The sequence below is a fragment of the Salipiger pallidus genome, from assembly GCF_014643635.1.
Classification (GTDB): domain Bacteria; phylum Pseudomonadota; class Alphaproteobacteria; order Rhodobacterales; family Rhodobacteraceae; genus Salipiger; species Salipiger pallidus.
The window spans coordinates 1,001,331-1,024,390 of record NZ_BMJV01000001.1; the positions used below are offsets into that span (position 1 = coordinate 1,001,331).

Annotated in this window: 16 protein-coding genes and 3 pseudogenes; 9 read left to right on the forward strand and 10 right to left on the reverse strand. The window is 63.9% G+C overall.

Going from position 1 to position 23,060, the window contains the following annotated elements:
- Nucleotides 1-146: 146 nt before the first annotated feature.
- The 3 genes and pseudogenes from IEX41_RS04885 to IEX41_RS04895 form a co-directional block, all read left to right on the forward strand.
- Nucleotides 147-3,755, forward strand: coding sequence for a hydantoinase B/oxoprolinase family protein (locus IEX41_RS04885; protein WP_188789061.1), 3,609 nt, complete (start codon nt 147-149; stop codon nt 3,753-3,755).
- A gap of 470 nt (nt 3,756-4,225) precedes the next feature.
- On the forward strand, nt 4,226-4,570 hold the full coding sequence (locus IEX41_RS21830; protein ID WP_373285611.1) for an Arm DNA-binding domain-containing protein: 345 nt from the start codon (nt 4,226-4,228) through the stop codon (nt 4,568-4,570).
- A 12-nt stretch (nt 4,571-4,582) separates the two neighbouring features.
- Nucleotides 4,583-5,077 (forward strand): annotated as a pseudogene (locus IEX41_RS04895) (tyrosine-type recombinase/integrase); the annotation flags it as partial.
- 751 nt (nt 5,078-5,828) lie between these two features.
- Here the strand turns inward: IEX41_RS04895 and IEX41_RS04900 are convergent.
- The 9 genes from IEX41_RS04900 to IEX41_RS04940 all read right to left on the reverse strand — a co-directional run bounded on the left by IEX41_RS04900 (nt 5,829) and on the right by IEX41_RS04940 (nt 15,991).
- The gene (locus IEX41_RS04900) at nt 5,829-7,007 is read right to left on the reverse strand and encodes a M20 metallopeptidase family protein (protein WP_188789064.1); all 1,179 of its coding nucleotides are present in this window, start codon (nt 7,005-7,007) and stop codon (nt 5,829-5,831) included.
- 80 nt (nt 7,008-7,087) lie between these two features.
- Entirely contained in the window at nt 7,088-8,125 is a 1,038-nt protein-coding gene (locus IEX41_RS04905; RefSeq protein WP_188789065.1) for an AbrB family transcriptional regulator, read from the reverse strand.
- Nucleotides 8,122-9,111 (reverse strand): ABC transporter ATP-binding protein, encoded by a 990-nt coding sequence (locus tag IEX41_RS04910; RefSeq protein WP_188789066.1) that lies wholly within the window; start codon nt 9,109-9,111, stop codon nt 8,122-8,124. Before IEX41_RS04910 ends, IEX41_RS04905 begins: the two co-directional genes overlap by 4 nt.
- Nucleotides 9,108-10,079, reverse strand: coding sequence for an ABC transporter ATP-binding protein (locus tag IEX41_RS04915; RefSeq protein WP_188789067.1), 972 nt, complete (start codon nt 10,077-10,079; stop codon nt 9,108-9,110). Before IEX41_RS04915 ends, IEX41_RS04910 begins: the two co-directional genes overlap by 4 nt.
- Nucleotides 10,076-10,987: an ABC transporter permease gene (locus tag IEX41_RS04920; protein WP_188789068.1), complete on the reverse strand. Its 912-nt coding sequence runs from the start codon at nt 10,985-10,987 to the stop codon at nt 10,076-10,078. The genes IEX41_RS04915 and IEX41_RS04920 overlap by 4 nt, the downstream gene beginning before the upstream one ends.
- Nucleotides 10,988-10,990: 3 nt before the next feature.
- Entirely contained in the window at nt 10,991-11,953 is a 963-nt protein-coding gene (locus IEX41_RS04925; RefSeq protein WP_188789069.1) for an ABC transporter permease, read from the reverse strand.
- A gap of 17 nt (nt 11,954-11,970) precedes the next feature.
- Entirely contained in the window at nt 11,971-13,584 is a 1,614-nt protein-coding gene (gene ggt / locus IEX41_RS04930; RefSeq protein ID WP_188789070.1) for a gamma-glutamyltransferase, read from the reverse strand.
- Nucleotides 13,581-14,432: an alpha/beta hydrolase family protein gene (locus tag IEX41_RS04935; protein ID WP_188789071.1), complete on the reverse strand. Its 852-nt coding sequence runs from the start codon at nt 14,430-14,432 to the stop codon at nt 13,581-13,583. The genes ggt and IEX41_RS04935 overlap by 4 nt, the downstream gene beginning before the upstream one ends.
- Before the next feature lie 83 nt (nt 14,433-14,515).
- Nucleotides 14,516-15,991 carry an ABC transporter substrate-binding protein gene (locus IEX41_RS04940; RefSeq protein WP_229672929.1) on the reverse strand — a complete coding sequence of 492 codons (1,476 nt, stop codon included), beginning with the start codon at nt 15,989-15,991 and terminating at the stop codon, nt 14,516-14,518.
- Between the two features lie 290 nt (nt 15,992-16,281).
- On the opposite strand from IEX41_RS04940, the gene IEX41_RS04945 reads away from it, so the two are divergent.
- The 4 genes and pseudogenes from IEX41_RS04945 (at nt 16,282) to IEX41_RS04955 (ending at nt 19,849) form a co-directional block, all read left to right on the forward strand.
- Nucleotides 16,282-17,040: an IclR family transcriptional regulator gene (locus IEX41_RS04945; RefSeq protein ID WP_188789072.1), complete on the forward strand. Its 759-nt coding sequence runs from the start codon at nt 16,282-16,284 to the stop codon at nt 17,038-17,040.
- A 388-nt stretch (nt 17,041-17,428) separates the two neighbouring features.
- Nucleotides 17,429-18,360, forward strand: a pseudogene (locus tag IEX41_RS04950) (IS5 family transposase).
- Nucleotides 18,361-18,414: 54 nt separating this feature from the next.
- Nucleotides 18,415-18,546, forward strand: a pseudogene (locus IEX41_RS21425) (integrase); the annotation flags it as partial.
- Nucleotides 18,547-18,787: 241 nt separating this feature from the next.
- The gene (locus IEX41_RS04955; RefSeq protein ID WP_188789073.1) at nt 18,788-19,849 is read left to right on the forward strand and encodes an alpha/beta hydrolase family protein; all 1,062 of its coding nucleotides are present in this window, start codon (nt 18,788-18,790) and stop codon (nt 19,847-19,849) included.
- An 896-nt stretch (nt 19,850-20,745) separates the two neighbouring features.
- Here IEX41_RS04955 and IEX41_RS04960 read toward each other — a convergent pair.
- The gene (locus tag IEX41_RS04960) at nt 20,746-21,213 is read right to left on the reverse strand and encodes an Lrp/AsnC family transcriptional regulator (protein ID WP_188789074.1); all 468 of its coding nucleotides are present in this window, start codon (nt 21,211-21,213) and stop codon (nt 20,746-20,748) included.
- A gap of 167 nt (nt 21,214-21,380) precedes the next feature.
- Between IEX41_RS04960 and IEX41_RS04965 the strand changes: the two genes are divergently transcribed.
- Together IEX41_RS04965 and IEX41_RS04970 are read left to right on the forward strand one after the other, a co-directional pair.
- Nucleotides 21,381-21,845 carry an RrF2 family transcriptional regulator gene (locus IEX41_RS04965; protein WP_188789075.1) on the forward strand — a complete coding sequence of 155 codons (465 nt, stop codon included), beginning with the start codon at nt 21,381-21,383 and terminating at the stop codon, nt 21,843-21,845.
- Between the two features lie 168 nt (nt 21,846-22,013).
- Entirely contained in the window at nt 22,014-23,060 is a 1,047-nt protein-coding gene (locus tag IEX41_RS04970; RefSeq protein ID WP_188789076.1) for a sulfate ABC transporter substrate-binding protein, read from the forward strand.

Here is a 23,060-nt window from a genome sequence, read left to right on the forward strand (position 1 = left end):
GGTCCGGGTCATTGCCCGTCCGTGTCCGTTTTCTGTGCGACGGGACCGGCCCGCCGCCTGATGACGTGTGACAAGCTTGACAGACACACCAAACTTTCGTCAACAAAATGTAAGCAAATTATCATCGTTTTGTATGGAGAAGATCAATGAATGAGCAGGCAGGCCGTAAGGAATGGGATTTCTGGATCGACCGCGGGGGCACCTTCACCGATGTCATCGCACGGAATCCAAACGGAAATCTGACCGCGATGAAGCTTCTTTCGGAGAACCCCGGCGTCTACGAGGACAGCGCCATTGAAGGGATTCGCCGTCACCTGAAAACGGCCACCGGCGCAGAAACCATCGACCCAAGCCTTGTCGGAACCGTACGGATGGGCACCACCGTCGCGACGAATGCGCTGCTCGAGCGTAAGGGGGACCGCACGCTTCTGCTCATCACCAAGGGGTTCCGCGATGCGCTGCGAATCGCCTACCAGGACCGCCCGGAGATCTTCGCCAAGGACATCGTGCTGCCCGAACAGCTTTACGAACGGGTGATCGAGATCGACGAACGGGTGCGCGCCGATGGCACCGTGGAACAGGCGCTCGACCCTGAGTCCGCCCGCGGCGCTCTGCAGCAGGCCAAGGCGGATGGTATCGACGCGGTGGCCATCGTGCTGATGCATGCCTGGGCCTCGCCCGCCCATGAACAGGCGCTGGAGGCGCTGGCGAAGGAGGTCGGATTTGGTCAGGTCTCGGTCAGTCACGAAGTCTCGCCGCTCATCAAGCTGGTGGGGCGCGGGGACACCACCGTGGTTGACGCCTACCTCACTCCAATTCTGTCGCGTTACGTCGACCGGGTGGCGCGGGCGCTTGGTGCGACCCCTCCGGACGAGGCCGGGCCGACGCTGCTCTTCATGATGTCTTCGGGCGGGCTGACCGCCGCCGACCGCTTCAAGGGACGCGACGCGATCCTGTCGGGGCCTGCGGGGGGCGTCGTGGGCATGGCGCGCACCGGGCAGATCGCCGGGCATGACAAGGTGATCGGCTTCGACATGGGCGGCACCTCGACCGACGTGGCGCATTTCGACGGCGCCTTCGAGCGCACGTTCGAAACGCAGGTGGCGGGCGTCCGCATGCGTACCCCGATGGTGCAGGTGCACACCGTGGCTGCCGGTGGCGGGTCCGTCCTGCACGCCGATCCCGGCCGTTTCCGCGTGGGGCCTGACAGCGCCGGCGCCCATCCCGGCCCCGCCTGCTATGGCGGCGGCGGGCCGCTGACGGTGACTGATGCCAACGTCATGCTGGGCAAGCTCAACCCTGCCTATTTCCCCGCCATCTTCGGCCCCGATCAGGACCAGCCGCTGGACCAGGGCACTGTGGCAGCAAAATTCGCCGAGATCGCAGGCGACAAGGCCCCCGAGGAGGTCGCCGAGGGTTTCCTGCGCATCGCCGTGGAAAGCATGGCCAATGCGATCAAGAAGATCTCGGTGCAGCGCGGCCATGACGTGACCGGCTATTTGCTCAACGCCTTCGGCGGTGCCGGGGGTCAGCATGCCTGCCTCGTGGCCGATGCGCTGGGGATGAGCCGCGTGCTGATCCACCCGCTGTCGGGGCTGCTGTCAGCCTACGGCATCGGGCTGGCGCGGGTGACCGAAAGCCGCCAGCAGGGGCTGGAAGGCGTCTTTGGTGACACAGCCAACCTTGGCCCAGCGCTGGAACGGCTCGAGGCCCAGGTCCTGCAGGCGCTGGCAGAGCAAGGCGTACGCGAGGACATCGACCTGCGCCGCCGCCTGCATCTGCGCTATGCTGGGACCGACACCGCCCTGCCCGTGACATGGGACGGCGACGAGACCGCCGCCCGCGCCGCCTTCGAGGCCGCGCATGAGGCCGAGTTTGGCTTTACCGACCCCGACGCCCCGCTGATCGTCGAGGCGGTCGAGGTCGAGGGCGAGGCCCCCGAAGGGACAACGGCAGACGATACGCTTGCGCTTGGCGACGGCGCCGCCGAGATCGAGGCCCGCGTGCCCGTGTTCTCTGGCGGCAGCTGGCACGAGGCCGCCGTGGTCCGCCGCGATGCGCTCACTCCGGGCCGCCACGTTCAGGGCCCCGCGCTGGTCATCGAGAAGAACCAGACCATCGTCGTCGAACCGGGCTGGCGCGCCGAAGTCTCTGCCTATGACCACGTCATGATGACCCGCACCGAGGCCGCCGCGCACGCGGGCGCTGCGGGCACAAAGGCGGATCCTGTGCTGCTGGAGGTGTTCAACAACCTCTTCATGAACATCGCCGAGCAGATGGGCGTCGCCCTGCAAAAGACCGCGCGGTCGGTCAACATCAAGGAGCGTCTCGATTTCTCCTGCGCCGTCTTCGACCGGGATGGGGCGCTGGTGGCCAACGCGCCGCACATGCCGGTGCACCTTGGGTCCATGGACCGCTCGGTCGAAGCGATCATTCGCCAGAACGCGGGCAAGGTGCGCCCCGGCGATGTCTTTGCGCTGAACGCGCCTTATAATGGCGGCACCCACCTGCCGGACATCACGGTTGTCACCCCGGTGTTCGAGGATGGCGAGATCCTGTTCTGGACCGCATCGCGTGGGCACCACGCGGATGTGGGCGGCATCGCGCCCGGCTCCATGACCCCGCGCGCCACCTCGGTAGACGAGGAAGGCGTCCTGATCGACAACTTCCTGCTGGTCGAGAACGGGCGGTTCCGCGATGGGCCGCTGCGCGATCTGCTGACCGATCACGCCTATCCCTGCCGCAATCCCGACCAGAACGTCGCCGACCTCAAGGCGCAGGTTGCGGCAAACGCCCGAGGCGCGGCGGAACTGCGGCGGATGATCGACCAGTTCGGGCTGGACGTGGTGCAGGCCTACATGGGTCACGTGCAGGACAACGCCGCCGCCGAGGTCGCCCGCGTTCTGGGCAGGCTCGAGGACGGCTCATATGAGTACCCCACCGACACCGGACAGGTCATCAAGGTGAAAATCACCATCGACCGCGACAAGGGCGAGGCGGTGGTGGATTTCACCGGCACCTCCGGCATGGAGAAGAACAACTTCAACGCCCCCGAACCGGTCACCCGCGCCGCGGTGCTCTATGTCTTCCGCGTCATGGTCGAGGCACCGATCCCGATGAACGCGGGCTGCCTGCGGCCCATCCGCATCATCGTCCCCGAGGGCTGCATGCTGGCGCCCACCTACCCGGCGGCGGTGGTCGCGGGCAACGTCGAGACCTCGCAGCATGTCACCAACGCGCTCTTCGGCGCGCTCGGGGCACTGTCGAACAGCGAAGGGACGATGAACAATCTCACCTTCGGCAATGACACGCACCAGTATTACGAGACGATCTGCGCCGGTGCGCCTGCGGGGCGGCTCAATGACGGGCACGAGTTCTCGGGGCAGTCGGGGGTGCATGTGCACATGACCAACTCGCGGCTCACCGACCCCGAGATCCTCGAGAGCCGCTACCCGGTGCTTCTCGAGCGGTTCGGCATCGACGAGGGCTCGGGCGGCGCGGGCCGGGTGCGGGGCGGTGATGGTACCACCCGGGTGATCCGCTTCCTCGAGGAGATGGATCTTTCGATCCTGTCCTCACACCGCAGCAACCCACCGCAGGGACTTGCCGGTGGCGGCGCGGGCCGGTGCGGCCGCACAGAGATCCGGCGCCTTTCCGGTGACATTGAAGTCCTGTCGGCCAGCGATCAGACCAGCGTCGCCCCGGGCGAGGCCGTCATCGTCACCACGCCGACGGCGGGCGGCTTCGGCGCCTGATCCCGATCCGGCCGTAAGCAGCCGCGCCAGCCAGTGCTGCTGGCGCGGTGCAGCACAAGACAGGGCAAGGCATCATCGTGGTGCCTTGCCCCACGGGCTCAAGACGCGCGTGTCTGCGGGATGCGCAAAGGCGTCAAGCGCTGGGTTTGTTCTCGGTGTTGAGCAGCGCTGGCACACCGTCACCCTTGCGTAAGGTAGCGCCCGGGTCCGCAGGCATTTCATCCTCGATGCAAGGGACGCGGCACGAATTCAACAGAAGGTTGTCGGAGGCTCGGCCCGCCAGACTTAGGTTGCAAGGAACTGCAGACAGAAGAAATCTACCCCCTCGTCACAACACCTTACCGCACAAGTGTGCGGATGCAGAGCTGCGGTTCGCTGCAATGAAGGGTCGAATATTGGCATCCTATTTTGGCGGGTAAGATGAAATCTGATTCTTGCCGAAAGTTGCCAAAGAACTCTCTGCGCTCGAGGTGAAGCGTCTGCGCCACCCCGGGGCTGGGGGGAAAAAGAATTTCGCAATGGGCGGCCCCTCCGGCCTGCAACTCCAGCTCACCCCGAAGGGCGGCAGAACCTGGGTGTTGCGCGTTTCGATAGCAAGTAAGCGACATGAGATCGGGCTTGGGGGCTATCCCGATGTGCCGCTCGCAGAGGCCAGAGACCGCGCACGCGAAATCAAGGGGAAGATCTGGAGGGGGATCAACCCACGCGAAGAGCGAAAGGCTGCTCAGTCCGCACTCGCGGCCGCAGAGCGCCGAGGTATGACGTTTCGGGACGCCGTAGAGAAATGGCCTCACCGCAAAGTCGGATGCCTTTAGAATCCCAAGCATCGCCAACAACGGGCCAACACCCTCAAGACCTACGTCGAGCCAGCGCTGGGCGACATGCTGGTGCAGGACATCACCGTGCAGGATGTTCTGCGGGTGCTCGAACCAGTCTGGCTGAGCAAGACCGAGACTGCATCTCGGCTGCGCGGGCGCATCAAGTTGGTGCTGTCCTGGGCGACCGTTGCCGGGCAGCGGACGGGAGACAACCCCACGCGATGGTTGGGTAATCTAGAAGAGCTGCTGCCCGCTGCCGCCAAGGTGGCAAAACAAGCCAATCAGCCAGCGCTTCAGATCGACGATATCCCGCCTTGGATGGCAGCGCAGCGGCGCCGGAGAACGGGCACTCGAATTGCTGGCACTACCGCCGCTCGCTCACAGGAAGTGCGCGGCGCAATCCGGCATGAGATCGATCTAGATGCCGTGCTCTGGGTCATCCCCGCCACCCGAATGAAGATGGACCGCGAGCACCGCCCATCTCTGTCAGATGTCACAATTTAGAAGTTCGCAACGCTTATGCAAAGTCAGCCCAAGGGCTTGCTACAAGTGCGTGACGAGCTGGCGGGCTGGCTGATCGGCACTCCCTGGTCCTTCCTGCATGAATTGGGCGTGCCAGCCGAGGGCAGATACTCTTCGGACAGAGGCGGTATTGGTGCGCAAGGTCACCACATTCTTCTTGGACTACGTTTTCCCCATGGCGAAGCGTAGCTATGCGCTGCTTCGGTGTCGGCGAAAGAGCGCTCCGGGCCTGCCTTGATCTAGTTGATCAAACATAAGGGCTGGACCGAGTTTTCCAGACGAGAGGTGCGCCGTATGCAATTGGCCGGGCCAGCGAAACAGGAGCAGATCGACATGGCGATTGCAGCGCTCGAACAGGCAGACATCGTACGTCGGATCGACCTGCCGAGCGCGTCCAAGGGTGGTCGCCCACAACAACGCGACGAAGTGAGCCCCTTCGTGTAGATGATGTCCCGAGACGTTCTCTAGGCCATAGACGTTTGTACGTCGTAAAGCGCGTGAAACAGGCACTTGCTACATTGCACAGGCGGGCTGCGGGCAGGACCAGCCTTTAGAAGGATATGCTCCGCCGAGATCCGTGCCAGTTCCTGCTAAATTCACCGGATCTCGGCGTCATCTGGCGACAGCCTCGCGAGGGTTTTCTTTCACCCGCCAACACACACTCCCACCAGTTGTTTCACCTGCTGACCCGCCCCCCCGTTCCGCTTCAAATCATCGCTGAACGCGCGGCTGCTCATCGAAGCAGGTCGAGGCTCGCGCGGGCCAGCGCCTCGGTGCCGAAGGCGATGCACCGCTCGTCGGGCTGGTAGTCGTCGTTGTGGACCCTGTCGTTGCGGCCCGGCTGCGAAGACCCGACGAGCAGGCGGAACGATGGCACGGCTTCGGCGATCAGAGCGAAGTCCTCGCCTCCCATACTTGGCTCATAGCGCAGCGCGACGTCGCCGAACTGGTGCTCGATGGCCGTCTGCGTTGCGGCAAGCATCTTCGGTTCATTGCGGATGCCGGGTGTCCCGTGCACGAATGTCAGCGCCATGCCCGCGCCCGTCCCGGTCTCGAGCCCCGCACAGATCTGGCGAAGGCGTCTTTCGGCGGTGGCCCGCGCTTCAGGATGGCGGCTGCGGATCGTGCCGGTCATGGTGCAGGACCCGGGGATGACGTTGCGTGCCTCGCCTGCATGGATGGACCCGATCGAGATCACGCAGGACTCGAGTGCCCGCACATCTCGCGAGATGACGGTCTGCACCTGGTTGATGAACTGGGCGGCCACCACGATAGGATCGAGCGCGGCATAGGATCGCGCCGCATGGCCCGACTTGCCGTGGATCGTCAGATCGAACGTATCGACCGAGGCATTGGCAAAGCCCTCAACGATACCGAAGCTGCCGACAGCGATTTCGGGGCGGTTGTGCAACCCAAGCGCCATGTCGACTCCTTCGAGGATCCCGTCGGCGATCATTTCCCGCGCACCGCCGATGGCCTCTTCAGCGGGCTGGAAAACCAGTCGGACGCTACCGCTCAGCTGGTCGGCCATGCGGTGAAGCACCTCACCGACACCCAGCAGCGTCGCGGTATGGATGTCATGGCCGCAGGCGTGCATCTTGCCGTCGATCTGGCTGGCATAGGGAAGGCCCGTGCGCTCGTGGATCGGCAGCGCGTCCATGTCGGCACGAATAAGCAGCCTTGGGCCGGGCCGACCGCCCTCAATGTCCGCGACGACGCCGGTGCGGCCGACGCCGATGCGCGGGGAAAGCCCGATGCGGCGCAACTCATCTGCGACCTTGGCGGCTGTGCGATGCTCTTCGAAGGCAAGCTCAGGGTGCATGTGCAGGTCGCGGCGGACCCCGATGTAATGCGCAGCTCTTTCGGCGGTCAGCGCCTTGATCTCTGCGGTCGGATCATTGGAAAGGGTCATGGAAGCTCCGTTTGGCAAGACAAAGGGGATTGGTCCGGGGCCGCTCAGGCTCCGGTCGGGGGAACTGGCCTGTCAGGGGATCAGGCGGTGGGACTGTACCTCTTCGACAGCAGCCCGGCGGCAAGGATCACGAGCCCGATCCGCACCATGTGGCTGACAACCACGAAGGACACCTCGATTTTTAGCGCCAGCGCAACAAGGCTCATCTCGGCAAGTCCGCCTGGCGAAAAGGCCAGAAGCATGCCCGCGACCGGGACATCGACCACGGCGTGCAGCGCAAATGAGAAGACCACAGCGACCAACAGCAGCAGCGCCGTAGAGCCTGCCGAGATGGCAAGGATCCTGAGCACGAAGCGCCTCGATATCCCGGCGAAGCGGCATCCGACGGTGGTGCCCAGCACCACCTGCGCCGCAGCGATGATCGCGCTTGGCACCGCAAAGCCGCTGGTGCCGGACCAGTGCAGCAACGAGCTGACCAGCATCGGGCCGATAAGGAAGGGCGCGGGCAGGCGCAGCAGCTTGCCCAGCCCGGTTCCGACGGCGATGGCCCCCAGCAGGAAGATCACGTCCATCATGCCCATGCTCGTCAAAGGCCGCCAGTCCGCTGCACGCGCCACCGGGTCTGCCCCGGTCGCCAGCATCATGACCGGCGGCAGCCCAAGCACCACGAGGAAGATCCGGGCCGAGTGCATCAGCGCGATGGTCCGTTCGTCTCCGCCCCGCTCGGCTCCCAGCAGCACCATGTCAACGAGCCCGCCAGGCATGGCGGAGAAAAATGCCGTCGGCCCATCGAGCCGCGCCACCTTGCGCAGGTAGAAGATGCAGATCCCTGCCGCCACCACGAGATAGGCCGCCAGCCCCAGCAGCGCGGGCCACCAGGTCGCCGCGCTTTCCAGTGTGTGAGGACCGAACTGCGAGCCCAGCATCGCCCCGATCACAGCCGACATCGGCGGGCGGGCCTTCACGAACCCCTTAACCGGCAGCGCCATGATCGCGGCAAGCCCCGTCGCCGTCATCGCCCCCAGCATCCACGACAGCGGCATGCCGATCCATGTGAAGAGCGCCCCGCCTAGCGTGCCCAAGGCAAGCGCCATGGCAAAGCTGGGAGGCATGCTCATGCGACGTCGTTCAGGTGGCAGGCCGACCTGTGGCCAGGCGCGATCTGGCGCATCTTCGGCACCTCGATGCGGCAACGTTCGGTCGCGAAAGCGCAACGCGGGTGAAAGTGGCACCCCTTGGGCGGATTCAGCGGGCTGGGCAATTCGCCTTTCACGGCGGAGAACCGTCGTTTCCCCGGGCGGATGCGGGGCACCTCTGCGAGAAGCTGCTGCGTGTAGGGGTGATTGGGCCGGGCAAAGACCTCGGCCACCGGGGCTTCCTCGACGATGCGGCCAAGGTACATGATCGCGACCCGGTCCGAGATATGTTCGACCACACCCAGATCATGGCTGACGAACAAATAGGTCAGCCCGAGCTGTTCGCGCAGGTCCATGAAGAGGTTGAGGATCTGCGCCTGGATCGACACGTCGAGCGCGGCGACGCTTTCATCGCAGACGAGGAACTCGGGCTGCACCGCCAGCGCGCGGGCGATGTTGGCCCGCGCCCGCTGCCCGCCGGAGAACTGGTGAGGGTAGCGCCGCTTCATCTCGGGGTCGAAGCCGGCCTTCCTGAGGTAATCGTCGACATAGGCCCCCTTGCCGCCGCTGATCATGCCGTGGATCTGCGGCGCTTCGGCCACCAGCGCCTCGACGTTCATGCGCGGGTTCAGTGCTGCCATCGGGTTCTGGAAGATCATCTGTGCCGCAAGCTCGGCATCGCGCCGGGCGCGGCCCTGAAGCGTGGCGCGGTCCCTGCCCTTCCAGCGGATGGTGCCCTCGGAGGCAGGCAGGATGCCCGCCGCGATGCGCCCCAGCGTGGACTTGCCGCAACCGGATTCGCCCACCAGCCCGACCACCTCGCCCTCGGCGATGTCCAGCGACACGCCGTCGAGCGCCTGTACCACGGGAGGCGGTTTCGCAGCGCCGAGCCGGATGGCGATGCGAGCGGCAAGATCGGGGGTGGAACCGAAGCGGCGGGTGATACCTTCGAGAGAGAGAAGCGTCATGTGAGGGCCTCTTCGTGCGGGTGGAAACAGCGGTGCCAGCAGGAGTCGGAGCCGTAGGCGCCGGGTCGCTGGGCACAGGCGGCATCGGCGCGCTGGCAACGGGAGCGGAAGGCACAGCCCTGCGGCATATGCGCCAGCGAGGGCGTCACGCCGGGGATCTGCGCCAGCCGCGCGCCGCGGCTGTTCTCGGACGGGACCGAGCGGATCAGTCCGCGGGTGTAGGGATGCTTCGGCGCTGTCAGCACCTCGGCGATGGGGCCTGTCTCGACGATGCGGCCGCCGTACATCACCGCGATGCGGTCAGCGAGGCCCGAGACGATGGCAAGATCATGGGTGATCCAGATCACCGCCGTGCCCTGCCGTTCGGTCAACGCCTGGAATTCCGAGATGATCTGCGACTGGATCGTCACGTCCAGCGCGGTCGTCGGCTCGTCGGCGATGATGAGGTCGGGGCGGTGCAGCAGCGCAATGGCAATGGCCACCCGCTGGCGCATCCCGCCGGAGAACTCGTGCGGATAGGCGTCGAGCCGCTCCTCGGGGCTGGGGATGCCGACCTGCGCCAGCGCATCACGGGCACGGGCGCGGGCCTCGGGCTTGCCGATGCGCTCGTGGGCGTGCAGCGTCTCGGTCATCTGGGTGCCGATGCGCAGCACCGGGTTCAGCGTCATCATAGGGTCCTGGAAGACCATTGCGATCCGCCGCCCGCGAAGCGAGCGCATCGCCTCGGGCGAGGCCTTCGCCAGATCGTCGCCATCGAACAGGATCTGCCCGGAGGCAATGCGCCCCGGCGCGTCCACCAGTCCCATCAGGGAAAAGCCGGTGACGCTCTTGCCGGACCCGCTTTCGCCGACCAGCCCCAGCACCTCGCCCCGGTTCACGCTGAACGACACCTCGTCCACCGCGCGCAGATCGCGCCCGCCGGAGGGGAAGACCGTCACGAGGTCTCGGACGTCAAGCAGCGCGGTCATCGGGCGTTCCTCGGGTTGAGCACGTCGCGCAGCCGGTCGCCGACGAGGTTGATGCAAACGATGGTGATCAGCAGTGCGATCCCCGGGTAGAAGCTGATCCAGTAGAGCCCGGACAGCAGGTACTGATAGCCATTGGCGATCAGCATCCCTAGCGAGGGCTGGGTGACAGACGCCCCGAGCCCGAGGAAGGACAGGGTTGCCTCGAGGCCGATGGCGCGGGCGACCTGCATCGTCGCGATGACGATGATCGGCGCAAGGCAGTTGGGCAGCATGTGGCGCAGCAGGATACGCCGCGCGGGAATGCGCAGGCAGCGGGCGGCCTCGATATATTCCTTCTCGCGCTCGACCAGGGCGGTGCCTCGCGCGGTTCTGGCATAGGTCGCCCATTCCGCGACTATGATCGCAAGAACCACGTTGGTTACACCGTTGCCGAGGATCGCCAGCACCATCAGCGCCATGAGGATCGTCGGAAAGCTGAGCTGAAGGTCCACGAGCCGCATCAGCAGAGCCTCGCCCCGTCCGCCGAGATAGGCGGCCAGCAGCCCCAGCGTGGTGCCGATCAGCGCGGCGACGAAGGCCGAGACGATGCCGACGATGAGCGAGGTTCGCAGCCCGTACATGATGCCCGACAGGATGTCGCGCCCCTGCCCGTCCGTGCCGAGATGGTACGGCACGCCGGTGAAGCTCTCGGAGCCGGGCGGCAGGCGGCTGTCCATGATGTCGAGCTGCATCAGGTCATAGGGATCCTGCGGCGACAGGATCGGCGCGAAGACCGCGACCCCCACCACCAGCGTCAGCCCAATGACCCCGATCAGAGCGGTCGGCGCCTTGAGGAACCGCAGCAGGGCAGCCGAAGCGCGCGGTTTAGGTGGCGCGATCTGCGCCGCATCGGCAAGTTTGCTATCCATGGCTTAGCCCTTCCCGTCCAACCGGACGCGCGGGTCCAGCAGCGTGTAACAGATGTCGATGACGAAGTTCAGCGTCACGAAGAGCACCACCATCATCATCAGGTAGGCAACGATCACCGGCCGGTCGAGCAGGTTGATGCTGTCGATGATGAGCTTGCCCATGCCGGGCCAGCCGAAGATGCTTTCCGTCACCACCGAGAAGGCGATGAGCGAGCCGAACTCCAGCCCGATGATGGTGACAACCGGGATCATCAGGTTCTTGAGGATATGCACCAGCACCACACGGCGCTCGAGCAGGCCCTTGGCACGCGCGAACTTGACGAAATCCTGTGCGATGACCTCCTGCACGCCTGCGCGGGTCAGGCGCAGGATGAGCGAGGTCTTGAACAGTGCGAGGTTCAGCGCGGGCAAAATCAGGTGCCGCAGCCCGTCGCCGGTGAGGAAGGACCACGCCCCCGCCGTCTCGCCACGCCCGTTCGACGGCAGCCAGCCAAGCTGCACCGCGAAGAGCAGGATGAACATCAGCCCGACCCAGAAGGTCGGCAGCGAGAAGCCGAGGATCGAGCCGGTCATGATCAGCTTCGACGAGAGGCGGTCCGGGTAGAGCCCGGCATAAAGCCCCAGCGGCAAGCCGACCACGATGGCGATGACCATCGCCGCCAGCGCCAGTTCAAGCGTTGCCGGAAGCCGTTCCAGGATCACCCCCAGCGCCGGGCGACCGTAGACGAAGCTGTCTCCGAAATCGCCCTCCGCAAGCCCCGCGAGAAAGCTCAGGTACTGACGCCAGAGCGGCTGATCCAGCCCGAGGTTCTGCATCACCCGCAGCCGTTCGGCCTGGTTGAGGTCGGGGTTGATGAGGATGTCTACCGGGTTGCCGATGACATTGACGCCGACGAAGACGATGAGCGTCATCGCGAAGATGACGAACAGAGCCTGGATGCCGCGTCTTATCAGATTGGTGATCATGGAAATTCCTTGCCCGTTCAGTCGACGCTGATCGCCATGCCGTCACGCTGCGGGTCCGCCGCGCCCGAGGAGACCCCGCCGTCTATGCGGATACCGTGCAGTGCCGCGAAGGCATAGGTCTGAGCCGAGCGCACGACGTCATAGCCCTCGGCCCGCAGGCTGTCGGCGACGGAGCGCCGGATGCGATTGCAGATGTCGATGCTGTTTGACACGCCGACGATGCGTGGTGCGGACACTGCCTCGTGGATTCCCATGTCGAAGTCGATCATGTTGACGATGCCCTGCGCCACGGTCGGGGCGATGTAGCTGCCACCCGGCGCGCCGATGACGATCGAGGGGGCCTCGCCGTCGAAAACGATGGTCGGAGCGGCAGAGGAGGCCCTGCGCTTGCGCGGCGCGATGGAGGCGGCCTTGCCAGGACGCGGGTCGAACCGGCCCATCAGGCCATTGTACATGAAGCCCAGCCCCTCTGTGATCGCGCCCGAGGGCGAGCCGAGCGAATGGGTCAGCGCCACCGCGTTGCCGTCCTTGTCCACCACCGAAATATGGGTGGTGTCGCGCTGCGACAGGTCGAGCCGTTCTACATTCGCACGCTCGCCAGCCTTCATGCTGGTGGCATGGCCCGCTGCGTGTTCCTTCGACAGCAGCATCTCAACCGGCACATCTACATAGGCCGGATCGCCCATATGAGCATCCTTGTCGATGGTCATGCGCTTCATCGCCTCGAAGAGCGTGCGGACATAGTCCGCCGAGCCGTGCTTCATCGTGCGCAGGTCGAAATTCTCGAGGATGTGCAGCAGCTCGATCATCGGCATCCCCGACCCCGGAGGCGGGCTCGAGGCGATGCGCTTGCCGCGATAGCTGCCCCAGACCGGGGCGGCCTTGGTAACTCCGTAGTGCGCGAGATCATCCAACCCGATCAGCCCGCCATGGGCCGCGAAATCATCTGCGATCTGCTGCGCGATCTCACCGTGGTAGAAAATGTCGGACCCGCCGCTTTCCGCGATGCGCCGCAAAGTGCGCCCGAGATCGGGGTTGCGCAGGATCTCTCCGACACCACGCAGGCGGCCGTCCTCGTGGAAATAGACGCGCTTGCCAGTCTCAGAGTAACGCAGCTTGGTGATCGTGTTGGTCTGGCCGTCGCCGCTCTGGTCCTTGGTCCAGTACCAGTGCATGTGGGGTCGGATCTTGAACCCGTCCTCGGCATAGCGGATCGCGGGCGCGATCAGGTCGGCCCAGTCCCAGCTGCCGTAGTCGCGCAGCGCCGTCTCGTAGCCCTTGAGCGAGCCGGGAGTGCAGCAGGCGAGATAGCCGATCTCGGAAATATTTCCCTCGAGGATGAATCCGAAACCGTCACGGCTCTGACCGATCAGCTTGTCCTGCCACATGTCCGGGGTGCAGGCGGCGGGGGCGAGGGCGTAGAACTCCAGCATTTCGTGGATGCCGCGCCCCGGCATGTAGACCTGCATGGAGCCGAAGCCGCCGATGCCCGACATCTGCGGATCGACCACGCCCTGCACGAAGGCGCAGGCCAGCGCCGCGTCGATGGCGTTGCCACCACGCTCGAGAACCTCTGCCCCGGCCTCGACCGCCTCAGGCTGCGGGGCGACAATGGTTGCGTTGCGATTCATGACCGACGTTCCTTCAGCACGCGGGTCAGGAAGGCCTTGGTCCGCCCGATGCATTTCAGGCGGTCGTGCGACACGCCTGGCACCTCGTCGAAGGTCACTCTGACGCCCGCCGCCTCGAATGATTTCTGCAAGCTGCGCAGCCGTTCGGGGCGGGTTTCGCCCGCGTCATTGGCGCCGTCCATGTAATAGGCACCGCCGGGCTTGTGAGTGATCTCCCAGGTTTCGAGATCGAGCGAGCCGACCACCATATGCACCGGCACCTTCGCCAGAGCCGCCGGGTCGAACGGCTTCCCGAAGCGTTCGGCCAGATCGCGCACCCCGATCCACCAGTCACGGTCCGGGTCCAAAAGTGTCACCGACCCCGGCGCACCGATCGAGGCGGCCCAGAGCTTTTCGGGGTGCAAGATCGCGAAACGATGGGTAAAATGGCCGCCACCGGAATAGCCGAACATGGCGAATGTGGACCAGTCCTGCCCGTATTTTGCGGCGATCTCGGCGACCATGTCCAACACGACCTTGTCGTATCGGATATCGCCTTCCTGCATCATCTTATAGCCGGACCGCGCCCCGTCGCCGCGCACGCCCACCGGAAAGATCGGGCAGAGCACCGCGCAGTCGTTATACAGGCCGAACTCAGCGAACCCGTCGCGAAACTCGAGCGCCGATGTGCGCCCGGTGCCATGCACCGCGACCAGCAGGTCGATCTTGCGGCCGTCCGCAGCGGCGGGGGGAACGTAGAGCAAAAAGTGAAAGCGCGGATCGGCGGCGGAGGCGAAAATCGCCGTTTCGCCATAGTCATAGATCGCGCGGGCGCGTTCAGAGGCGGCGCCCGGGGCAAGCTCCTGCATGGGATCTCCTGTGGGGATGGGGAATGTCGTCCGCCTTTTGGGCGGGAAAGGCCGGGCGGCGCGCAGGCCGCCCGGCCAGAAGCTCACTCGGCGCTCTTCACCTCGTAGGCCAGCGTGTACTTGTCGCCGCGCGGCTTGAACTCGATGCCGGTCCTCGCACCCATCACGACGTTCTCGTAGTGCATGGGCAGCAGCCAGGTGTCCTCGAAGGTCAGCTTCGACACCTCCTGAAGCAGCGGCTCGCGCTCTGCCTCGTCCAGCGACGCGGTCGCCTGATCGAGTAGATCGTTGATCTCGGGCACGTCGATGCCGCCACCGTTGTAGCGCCCGGTGCCCTTGTCGGCGTCGCGGCCCGCAACCACCGCCAGTGCCGGGTTCGACACCTCGCCGGTGTTCACTCCCCAGGAGCCGAGGAACAGGGAATATTCGCCGTTCGAATAGTTGTTGGAATAGACCGACCAGGGCAGCACTTCGACCTTGGTGTCGATGCCGATACGGGTCAGCATCTGGCCGGCGGCCTGGACCACCTCGCTGTCATTCACATAGCGGCCCGACGGGCCGTGAATCGTCAGCGCGAAGCCGTCGGGATAGCCCGCCTCGGCCAGCAGCGCCTTGGCCCCTTCGGGATCATAGGCAACATGCTCGACCTCGTCAGAGTGGCCGAAGAAGCCCTCGGCAACGTACTGGTCGGCCACGGTGCCGTTCTTCTGCATGACCCGGTCGACGATGGCCTCGCGGTTCATCGCCATCAACAGCGCCTTGCGCACCCGGGCATCCTTGAGAGGGTTCGAACCAAGTGCCGAGCCGTCCTTGGCGGTGACGAAGGGCGACTCGTCGCGGGACACGTCCATGCCCAGATACACCAGCCGCGTGGACTGACCCCGGATCACCTTCATGCCGTTCGAGCTTTCGACCCGTGCGACGCCTTCGGCGGGCAGGTTCTCGATGAGGTCGAGATCACCCGCCAGCAGCGACGCGAGCCGCCCGCCATTGTCCGGCACCAAGCGCAGGGTCACCTTGGACCATTCCGAAGCGCCGTCGAAGTAATCCTCGTTTCGCTCCAGCTCGACCCGGTCACCAGGGGTATAGGACACCAGTTTGAACGGGCCGGTGCCGACTGCGGCGGGGCCGTTCTCGAATTCCGCGACGTCTGCCTCGGCGTAGTCGGAGCTGATGATCCGGATACGGCTCAGCGAGTTGAGGATCATCGGGTCGGGCACGGCGGTCTCGACCACGACGGTCAGCGGATCCTCCGCGATCACTTCGGAGATGTTGCGGGTATAGGAGGCGAAGGCCTGGCTTTCCTTGTCCCGCGCCCGGATCAGCGAAGCGACCACGTCATCGGCATCGAAGGCGCTGCCGTCGTGGAAGGTCACGCCCTCACGGAGATGGAAGCGCCAGTGCGTGTCGTCGACCACCTCCCAGCTTTCAGCAAGCTGCGGCTTGTTCTCGGCAGAGCCGCCACGGTTGATCAGGCTGTCCCAGATGTGCCGGCTGGTGGCGTTGTTCGGAGAGTTCGAATCCTCATGCGGATCGAGCGAGGTGATGGGTGCGGCCATGCCAATGCTCAGCTCGGCATCCTGTGCGAATGCGGGCGTTGCGGTGGCCGCAACCAGGGCGAGGACGGAGGCGTGAAACCCGCGCCGGGTCATGAATGAGGTCAATGTCAGCTTCCCTGTCGAAGGATGAGGCCCGTTTCGGGCGGTGCGTTATTGATCGCGGGGCGAGGCCCCTTGATGCTCTCAGGAAACCTGCTCAGGGTGATTTATGTCAAATTCATTTTGCGGTTGTTTTATTGTGCGAAACAAGTTTTTCTTAGCCGCATGACAGATCGAGGCAAAGCTAAGAGATGCCGAAATATACAGTTGAATCAGTAGAAAAGGCATTCGATTTGCTGCTCGAGGTCGCGAGGCACCCGGGGGTGGGCGTGACCGAACTTGCTCGGAAAACGGGCCTCAGCAAGTCACGTGCCTACCGCTTGTTGCACACAATGGAACAGAAGCAGATCATATCGCGCAGTGGGGAAGCGACCTACGGCCTCGGAGAAGCGATGCTGGTGCTGGGGATCAATGCCAGCACGCAGATTGACCTGATTCGACTGGCGACACCGATCCTCGAACAGCTATGCCAGCGGGTGAACGAAACCGTGCAGCTGCGGATCATCGACGGGTTCGAGGCACTGTGCATTGCCAAGGCCGAACCCTCTCGCGATCTGCGGGTCCATGCCAATGTAGGACGCCGCAGGCCGCTCTATGCCGGCTCGCCGAAATGTCTGCTGGCCTTTCAATCGAAGGAGTTCATCGATGATTGCGTTCCGGAGCACCCTCCCGCACTGACATCGAATACCCCCAGCACGCGGGAGGCCGTCATGGATGAGCTTGCCCGGATCCGGTCGCAAGGTTTTTGCGTGAGCCGCAGCGAGGCAAGCGAACATCAGGTGTCCTGCGCCGCTCCTGTCTTTGCGATGAACCGGCAGGTGATCGCGTCAATCCACGTCGTCGCTCCGGCCTTCCGTATCCGGGAGTCGGAACTCGAGCACAGCATCCGCCTCGTCACCTCTTCCGCGCAAAAGCTATCACAGGCCCTGGGATCGGAGGCTGGCACCTGAACACCTAGGTGGCGAAATACGCCCCGCCATCACCGATGTTGGCAAAAGACCAGAGAACATGGACAGCGACGAGTTTAACCACGCATTTGCTGTTCCGGAGTCATCCGTGACACCCAGGGAACCGCAATCTGCCGCATGAGCTTGGCAACACCCTGACTGCGCGATTCTGCGTAGTAATCGCTGGGCGTTGCATGAAGGTGCTTCCAAGCGTTTTCGGCTTGGCAGGCATTTTGGCGGGTACATCCGTCAAAATGTGTAAAGCTCTCAGTTAAATTAACACCAAATGGCGCAGACTCAGTCCGCATTGCTCCGGATGCAAGACGGGCGTTGTTGCACAAGTCTGACGACAAAGGATTCACTTCGTGAATCCATCGGTTAGACGCGCCGTATGAGCAAGCCATCACCAGCCCGCCACCGCACGACGAACTGGTCCAGCTACAACGCGTCGCTCAGGCAGCCGGGTTCTCTGCTAATCTGGGTCGACAAAAACATGACTTGGCGCGCGCCGCGTGACGGGCGGCTTGGGCGGCCAGCGGTGTTTTCCGATGCGGCGATACAGTTCTGCCTGTCGATCAAGATCCTGTTCAAATCGCCGCTGCGCCAGACTTCCGGGATGGTGGCGAGCCTCCTGAAGCTGGCGGGTCTGGACTGGCCTGTACCGGACCTCACCACGTTGTGCCGCAGGCAGAAGACCCTGGCCGTCCAGGTCCCGTATCGGCGCGCCAACGGACCGCTGAACCTGCTCGTGGACAGCACGGGCATAAAGTTCCTCGGCGATGGAGAATGGCAGGCGCGCAAGCACGGAGGGCAGCGGCGGCGCCAATGGCGCAAAGTCCACTTAGCCATGGACCCGGCCACGTCCGACATCCGCGCCGTGGAATTCACCCCCAGCCGCGACGGCGACAGCCCTGTGCTACCCGACCTGCTTAGCCAAATCCCAGAGAGCGAACTGATCGGCACAGTGACCGCGGACGGTGCTTACGACACGCGCCGCTGCCACAAGGCCATTATCGAGCGCGACGCGGTTCCGATCATCCCGATCCGCAAGAACGGGCAGCTATGGAAAGACGACTGCCCTACGGCACGCGCCCGCAACGACACTCTGCGCGCGACGCGATATTACGGGCGGCATTCTGGAAGCGCTGGACTGGATACCATGTTCGCAGCAGGATCGAGGCGAGGGTGCGCTGCCTGAAATCCTTCGCCGAGCGCATCGCGGCACGAGACCCCGAGCGCCAGACCGCAGAAATCCACATCTGCATCGCCCTCATAAACCGCTTCAACGCCCTCGGCACCGCCGAGATCTTCCGCATAGCCTAACGTCAGCGGGGTAAGGGGCAGTCACGCCTCATGCAGGAGAAATGCAACGACGCCCAAATTTATCGGAAAACCGGAAATCTCAGAGGGTTGCAGCGATTTCTTGGCCATATGAAGATGGACAGCACAGTGCGCTACCTCGGCGTCAAACTGGAGGATGCACTCACGATCGCAAAGTCGGTAGAAATCAGAGTGAAAAGGGCCGGTCCGTCGTGGCCGGCCCATTGCGAATGTTGGCATCCTGATGGGACGCTGCGCCGCAGCTTCACTAGACCGGCCGTTCGTCGATTAAGCAGCATTTTTTTCGGAAGATGAAGGTCAGCAATGCGAACAAATCAGTCGCGGGCTCGAATCGATAATGCTATGGCTTCCCCGTCGCCAAGCTATAACGTCAAGACCGCAACACGTCTGGAACCGGATAAGGAAAGTCATGAAGAGATCCGCCTCTCGCGCCTGTATCCTGTCAGTATGGGCAATTTCGATGTCCATTGCTCAACAGGGCATTGCCGCCGAATATGCTGCTGGCGTTCGGCAGATGGTTGTTCCATCGGTCGAGAGGAACACCGATCTTGAGGTGACAATCTGGTATCCGGCATCGGCAGGCGGCGAGACTGTCCTGCTGGGCGAAAATGTCTTTTTTAACGGGACGCCCGCCATGCAGGATGCGCCGTTTCTCGACGGAGAATTCCCTCTCGTTTTGCTGTCGCATGGGGCGGGACTTGCGGGACGCTCCGAGGCGATGAGCTGGATAGCGACGCCGCTTGCCCAGAACGGATTCATCGTCGCTGCCCCCACCCATCCCGGCAATACTGGCCCCGGCCGATCGGCGGCAGAAACGATGAAGCTCTGGCTACGACCGGCGGATATCTCGGATACGCTCGATGCAATCGAGGACAGTCCGACCTTCCAACGGCATGTTGCCTCCGACCGTATCGGGGTTCTGGGCTTGTCGATGGGAGGCAATACCGCCCTGTCCCTTGCTGGCGCAAAACTCGATCCGGAGCTATTGGCGGGCTATTGCGACACTGATGAGCTCAACCCATCCCTGTGCGACTGGGTTCGCATGAGCGGCGTCGATCTCCATGCGATGGACAAGACGACTGCCGGTCGAGACAATTCAGATCCCCGTGTGCGTTTCGCTATGGCAATTGATCCGGCCCCCACGGATTTATTTTCTCCCGAGTCGCTTCCCGAGATTTCGATCCCTGTTTACGTCGTGAACCTCGGCGCGGCTTCTGAGATTCCAGCAACCATCCAGGCCTCGGGGGTCGCAGCGGCAATTCACGATTCAACCTATCACGTGATCGAAGATGCAAGCCATCATTCGATGTTTGGAGAATGCAAACCGGGTGCTGCGGAGATAGCCGTGGAAGAAGGTATCGAAGATCCGATCTGTGACGATGGAAACGGCACTTCTCGGTCTGCGATCCATGCCCAACTCATCGAACTTACCGCGTCAGCTTTTCACAGCGCACTCAGTCCAGAAGATTGAGGCCTGTGGGATCCATCGGTTGCAACGCTGACCCAGGCGCAATTGCCGCTTTCCCGTCCTGCCTGTGGCAGATCGGAGCCGTCTGAGTAAACTTGGCGCCAGCTTGATCTGGCAAAAGGATTGGCGAGAAAGGTCTCAAACCGGTCATGCGGCGGCGCGGCAGGAGGCATAAGGGTGTTTCCCGAGGTGCGCCATTACTCGCAGCCCCTTGCTGCCCTTCATTAGGTGCAACTTCGCTGCGTCATAGCGTCCCCGAACGAGTCCTTTGTCGCATTCAGCAGCAAAATCGGACGAGCGAACGTCATCCCCGTCAACCTTCCTGTCTTTCGCTTCACGTGGTGCTGGTGGTCACTTAAACCGACATGCGCGAACAGGGGATGGCATCATGTGCGGCCAACCAAGAGCGACATCCTGTCAATCTGCAGGCAATCTTGACCCCCTATCGGCATCCAAAAGCGGCCCCCTCGGAGCGCTCGGGTAGCAGGCCCGATGCGGTGTAGCCCTCACACAGCGTAGCCGTATCGGCCCAGCGGGTTCTCGGTCATTCACGGGTCTTGAAGCGCCAACTCTCGTTACCGGTTTCGACAATGTCGCTGTGACGGGTCAGCCAGCGCGCCACCCTCAAGCGTGGCAGACCCGGCTTGCGATCAGTGCCCGCGCGAACGGATAAGCCGAAGGCTTGCGCAATCTTGGCAGCTCTGTCCCCGGCGGCTACGCGGGCGACAAGCACTTCTCGACAACAAGCGAAGAGGCGGGAATTCCGATGCGGAGTGTCGATTCCTGAGAGTCCGGAGCTCGGGTTTGCCGACTGAAGTCCATTTATACCGCAACGATTACCTTCCTGATATATCACTGTCAGACCTGCCAACGTACCTTTTGCAAGCATCCCTTCGCGTCTATTGCAACTCTCCCAGCGGTAGCGTCGTGCGGTCGCGCAGCCGTTCCAATGCGAACACCGACTCGACCTTTCTCAGCGTCACCGCCGAGGTGAGTGCCTCGTAGAACCGGTCGAAGGCGGGCATGTCCGGAACCACCACGCGCAGCAGGTAATCGTATGATCCGGCCATGCGGTAGACGTCGCGGATGGCCTCGATCTCGTCCACCGCAATAAGGAACGCCGACCGCCACGCAGCGCTGTGCTCGGCCGCCTCGAGCGAGACGAAGGCTGTCACCCCCAGACCGAATGCGTCGGGGTCGAGCAGCGCAACGCGACCACGGATCGTGCCCGCCTCCTCGTGTTTCTGGATCCGCTTCCAGCAAGGTGTCTGCGACAGGCCCACGCGGTCGGCGATCCGCGCCACCGGCATGGTCGCGTCATGCTGCAGCAGGTCGAGAATCTTAAGGTCGATGCGGTCGAACGGCATGGTCCCTCCCTGGTTCATCAGGGCCACTCGGCCCGAGTCGATCTGAGCATGGCACAATTCATCTAAATGTCGACCGTCTTTATCGTGTTTATCGGTTAAGGCTCGCGTCACAGCTTTTTTGCCTGTAGAATGAACGGGCCCGCCCCAGGACCAAGGCTTCGTGACCGATGATCACCCACAAGACCAAGTACGCGCTCAAGGCCCTTACGGTGCTGGCAGACGAAGCCGCCGGAGACGGCGCCGCCTTGCGGATCGAGGAGGTCGCGGACCGCTCCGGCGCCCCGAAGCGGTTCCTCGAGCACATCCTGCTCGACCTCAAACGCGCGGGGCTGATCGGAAGCCGCCGCGGGCGCAACGGCGGTTACGTCCTCATCAAGGAGCCGAAGCTGGTGTCTCTGGCCGAGATCCTGCGGCTGATCGACGGACCTCTGGCGCCCCTGCCCTGCCTGTCACGCCGGGCCTACCAGAAATGCGCCGATTGCGATGAGGCAACCTGCCGCGTGCGGGCAGTTTTCGGCGGCTTCTACGCCACTTACATCTTGATGATCGAATCCCTCACGCTCGCCGATCTTCAGCAGGACTCGAACCCGCTCGAGCGGTTTGCCCTGCCCGAGCCCGGCGCCGGAGAATAATCTTCCACGGCGGCGGGTGAAAACGCCGCGGATTTGCTTTTGCAATACACGACTAACCCTGTCGATATTTAGGTGTCAGGCGACGCTGGCGGTCTCACCGGACCATGAGGCCGGGTCTGCCCCGTCCGCCTGGCACGAAACCGACAGGGTGACGCAAAGGAGATCCGCATGCCCCGACGCCAGACAACCGACGGTGCGCCGTTCCATCGCCGCGCGATCCTCGCACTGATCGCCGCGGGCCTCGCCGCGACCACCGCCCCCGGTGCCCGCGCGCAGGAAGAAGTTCAGATCCTCAACGTGTCCTACGATCCGACGCGGGAATTCTACCGCGAGTACAATGCCTGGTTTGCCGATTGGTGGCAGGCCGAAGGCAACGGCCCGCTGACGCTGCGCCAGTCCCATGGCGGGTCTGGCGGACAGGCCCGCGCGGTCATCGATGGGCTCGAGGCGACGGTCGCCACGCTGGCGCTGTCCGCCGACATCGACGCCATCGCGGCACGCACCGGCAAGATCCCGGAGGACTGGCAGAGCCGGCTCGCGCACAACTCGGCCCCCTATACCTCGACCATCGTGTTCCTGGTGCGGGACGGAAACCCCAAGGGCATCACCGATTGGGGCGACCTCGTGGCCGAGGACGTGGAGGTCATCACCCCCAACCCCAAGACCTCGGGCGGGGCGCGGTGGAACTTCCTCGCGGCCTGGGCCTGGGCGCTCGACGCCTACGGCGGAGACGAGGCGCGGGCACGCGAGTACATGGCGGAGCTCTTTGCCAACGTGCCGGTGCTCGACACCGGGGCGCGCGGGGCGACCAACACCTTCGCGCAGCGTGGCCTCGGCGATGTGCTGCTGGCCTGGGAGAACGAGGCCTTCCTCGCGCTCGAGGAGCAGGGCGAGGATGCCTTCGACATCGTGGTGCCGTCCATCTCCATGCTGGCAGAACCGCCGGTAACGGTGGTGGATGGCAACATCACCTCAAATGAACAGCGCGAGGCCGCGTTTGCCTACCTTCGGCAGCTCTACAGCCCCCAGGCGCAGGCACTGGCGGTCCGGCACCACTACCGCGCCTGGGACACCTCGGAGGTGCCGCAGTACGAGCTTGACCGCTTCCCCGAGCTGACGCGCGTCTCCATCGACGCATTCGGTGGCTGGACCGAGGCGCAGCCGAGGTTCTTCGGTGACGGCGGGATCTTCGACCAGGTCTACGAGGGCCGATGA

Excerpts from the sequence above, each read along its gene's own strand:
- IEX41_RS04885 (WP_188789061.1), top strand. The coding sequence starts at position 147 with ATGAATGAGCAGGCAGGCCGTAAGGAATGGGATTTCTGGATCGACCGC.
- IEX41_RS04900 (WP_188789064.1), bottom strand. The coding sequence starts at position 7,007 with ATGACCCTTTCCAATGATCCGACCGCAGAGATCAAGGCGCTGACCGCC.
- IEX41_RS04905 (WP_188789065.1), bottom strand. The coding sequence starts at position 8,125 with ATGAGCATGCCTCCCAGCTTTGCCATGGCGCTTGCCTTGGGCACGCTA.
- IEX41_RS04910 (WP_188789066.1), bottom strand. The coding sequence starts at position 9,111 with ATGACGCTTCTCTCTCTCGAAGGTATCACCCGCCGCTTCGGTTCCACC.
- IEX41_RS04915 (WP_188789067.1), bottom strand. The coding sequence starts at position 10,079 with ATGACCGCGCTGCTTGACGTCCGAGACCTCGTGACGGTCTTCCCCTCC.
- IEX41_RS04920 (WP_188789068.1), bottom strand. The coding sequence starts at position 10,987 with ATGGATAGCAAACTTGCCGATGCGGCGCAGATCGCGCCACCTAAACCG.
- IEX41_RS04925 (WP_188789069.1), bottom strand. The coding sequence starts at position 11,953 with ATGATCACCAATCTGATAAGACGCGGCATCCAGGCTCTGTTCGTCATC.
- ggt (WP_188789070.1), bottom strand. The coding sequence starts at position 13,584 with ATGAATCGCAACGCAACCATTGTCGCCCCGCAGCCTGAGGCGGTCGAG.
- IEX41_RS04935 (WP_188789071.1), bottom strand. The coding sequence starts at position 14,432 with ATGCAGGAGCTTGCCCCGGGCGCCGCCTCTGAACGCGCCCGCGCGATC.
- IEX41_RS04940 (WP_229672929.1), bottom strand. The coding sequence starts at position 15,991 with ATGGCCGCACCCATCACCTCGCTCGATCCGCATGAGGATTCGAACTCT.
- IEX41_RS04945 (WP_188789072.1), top strand. The coding sequence starts at position 16,282 with ATGCCGAAATATACAGTTGAATCAGTAGAAAAGGCATTCGATTTGCTG.
- IEX41_RS04955 (WP_188789073.1), top strand. The coding sequence starts at position 18,788 with ATGAAGAGATCCGCCTCTCGCGCCTGTATCCTGTCAGTATGGGCAATT.
- IEX41_RS04960 (WP_188789074.1), bottom strand. The coding sequence starts at position 21,213 with ATGCCGTTCGACCGCATCGACCTTAAGATTCTCGACCTGCTGCAGCAT.
- IEX41_RS04965 (WP_188789075.1), top strand. The coding sequence starts at position 21,381 with ATGATCACCCACAAGACCAAGTACGCGCTCAAGGCCCTTACGGTGCTG.
- IEX41_RS04970 (WP_188789076.1), top strand. The coding sequence starts at position 22,014 with ATGCCCCGACGCCAGACAACCGACGGTGCGCCGTTCCATCGCCGCGCG.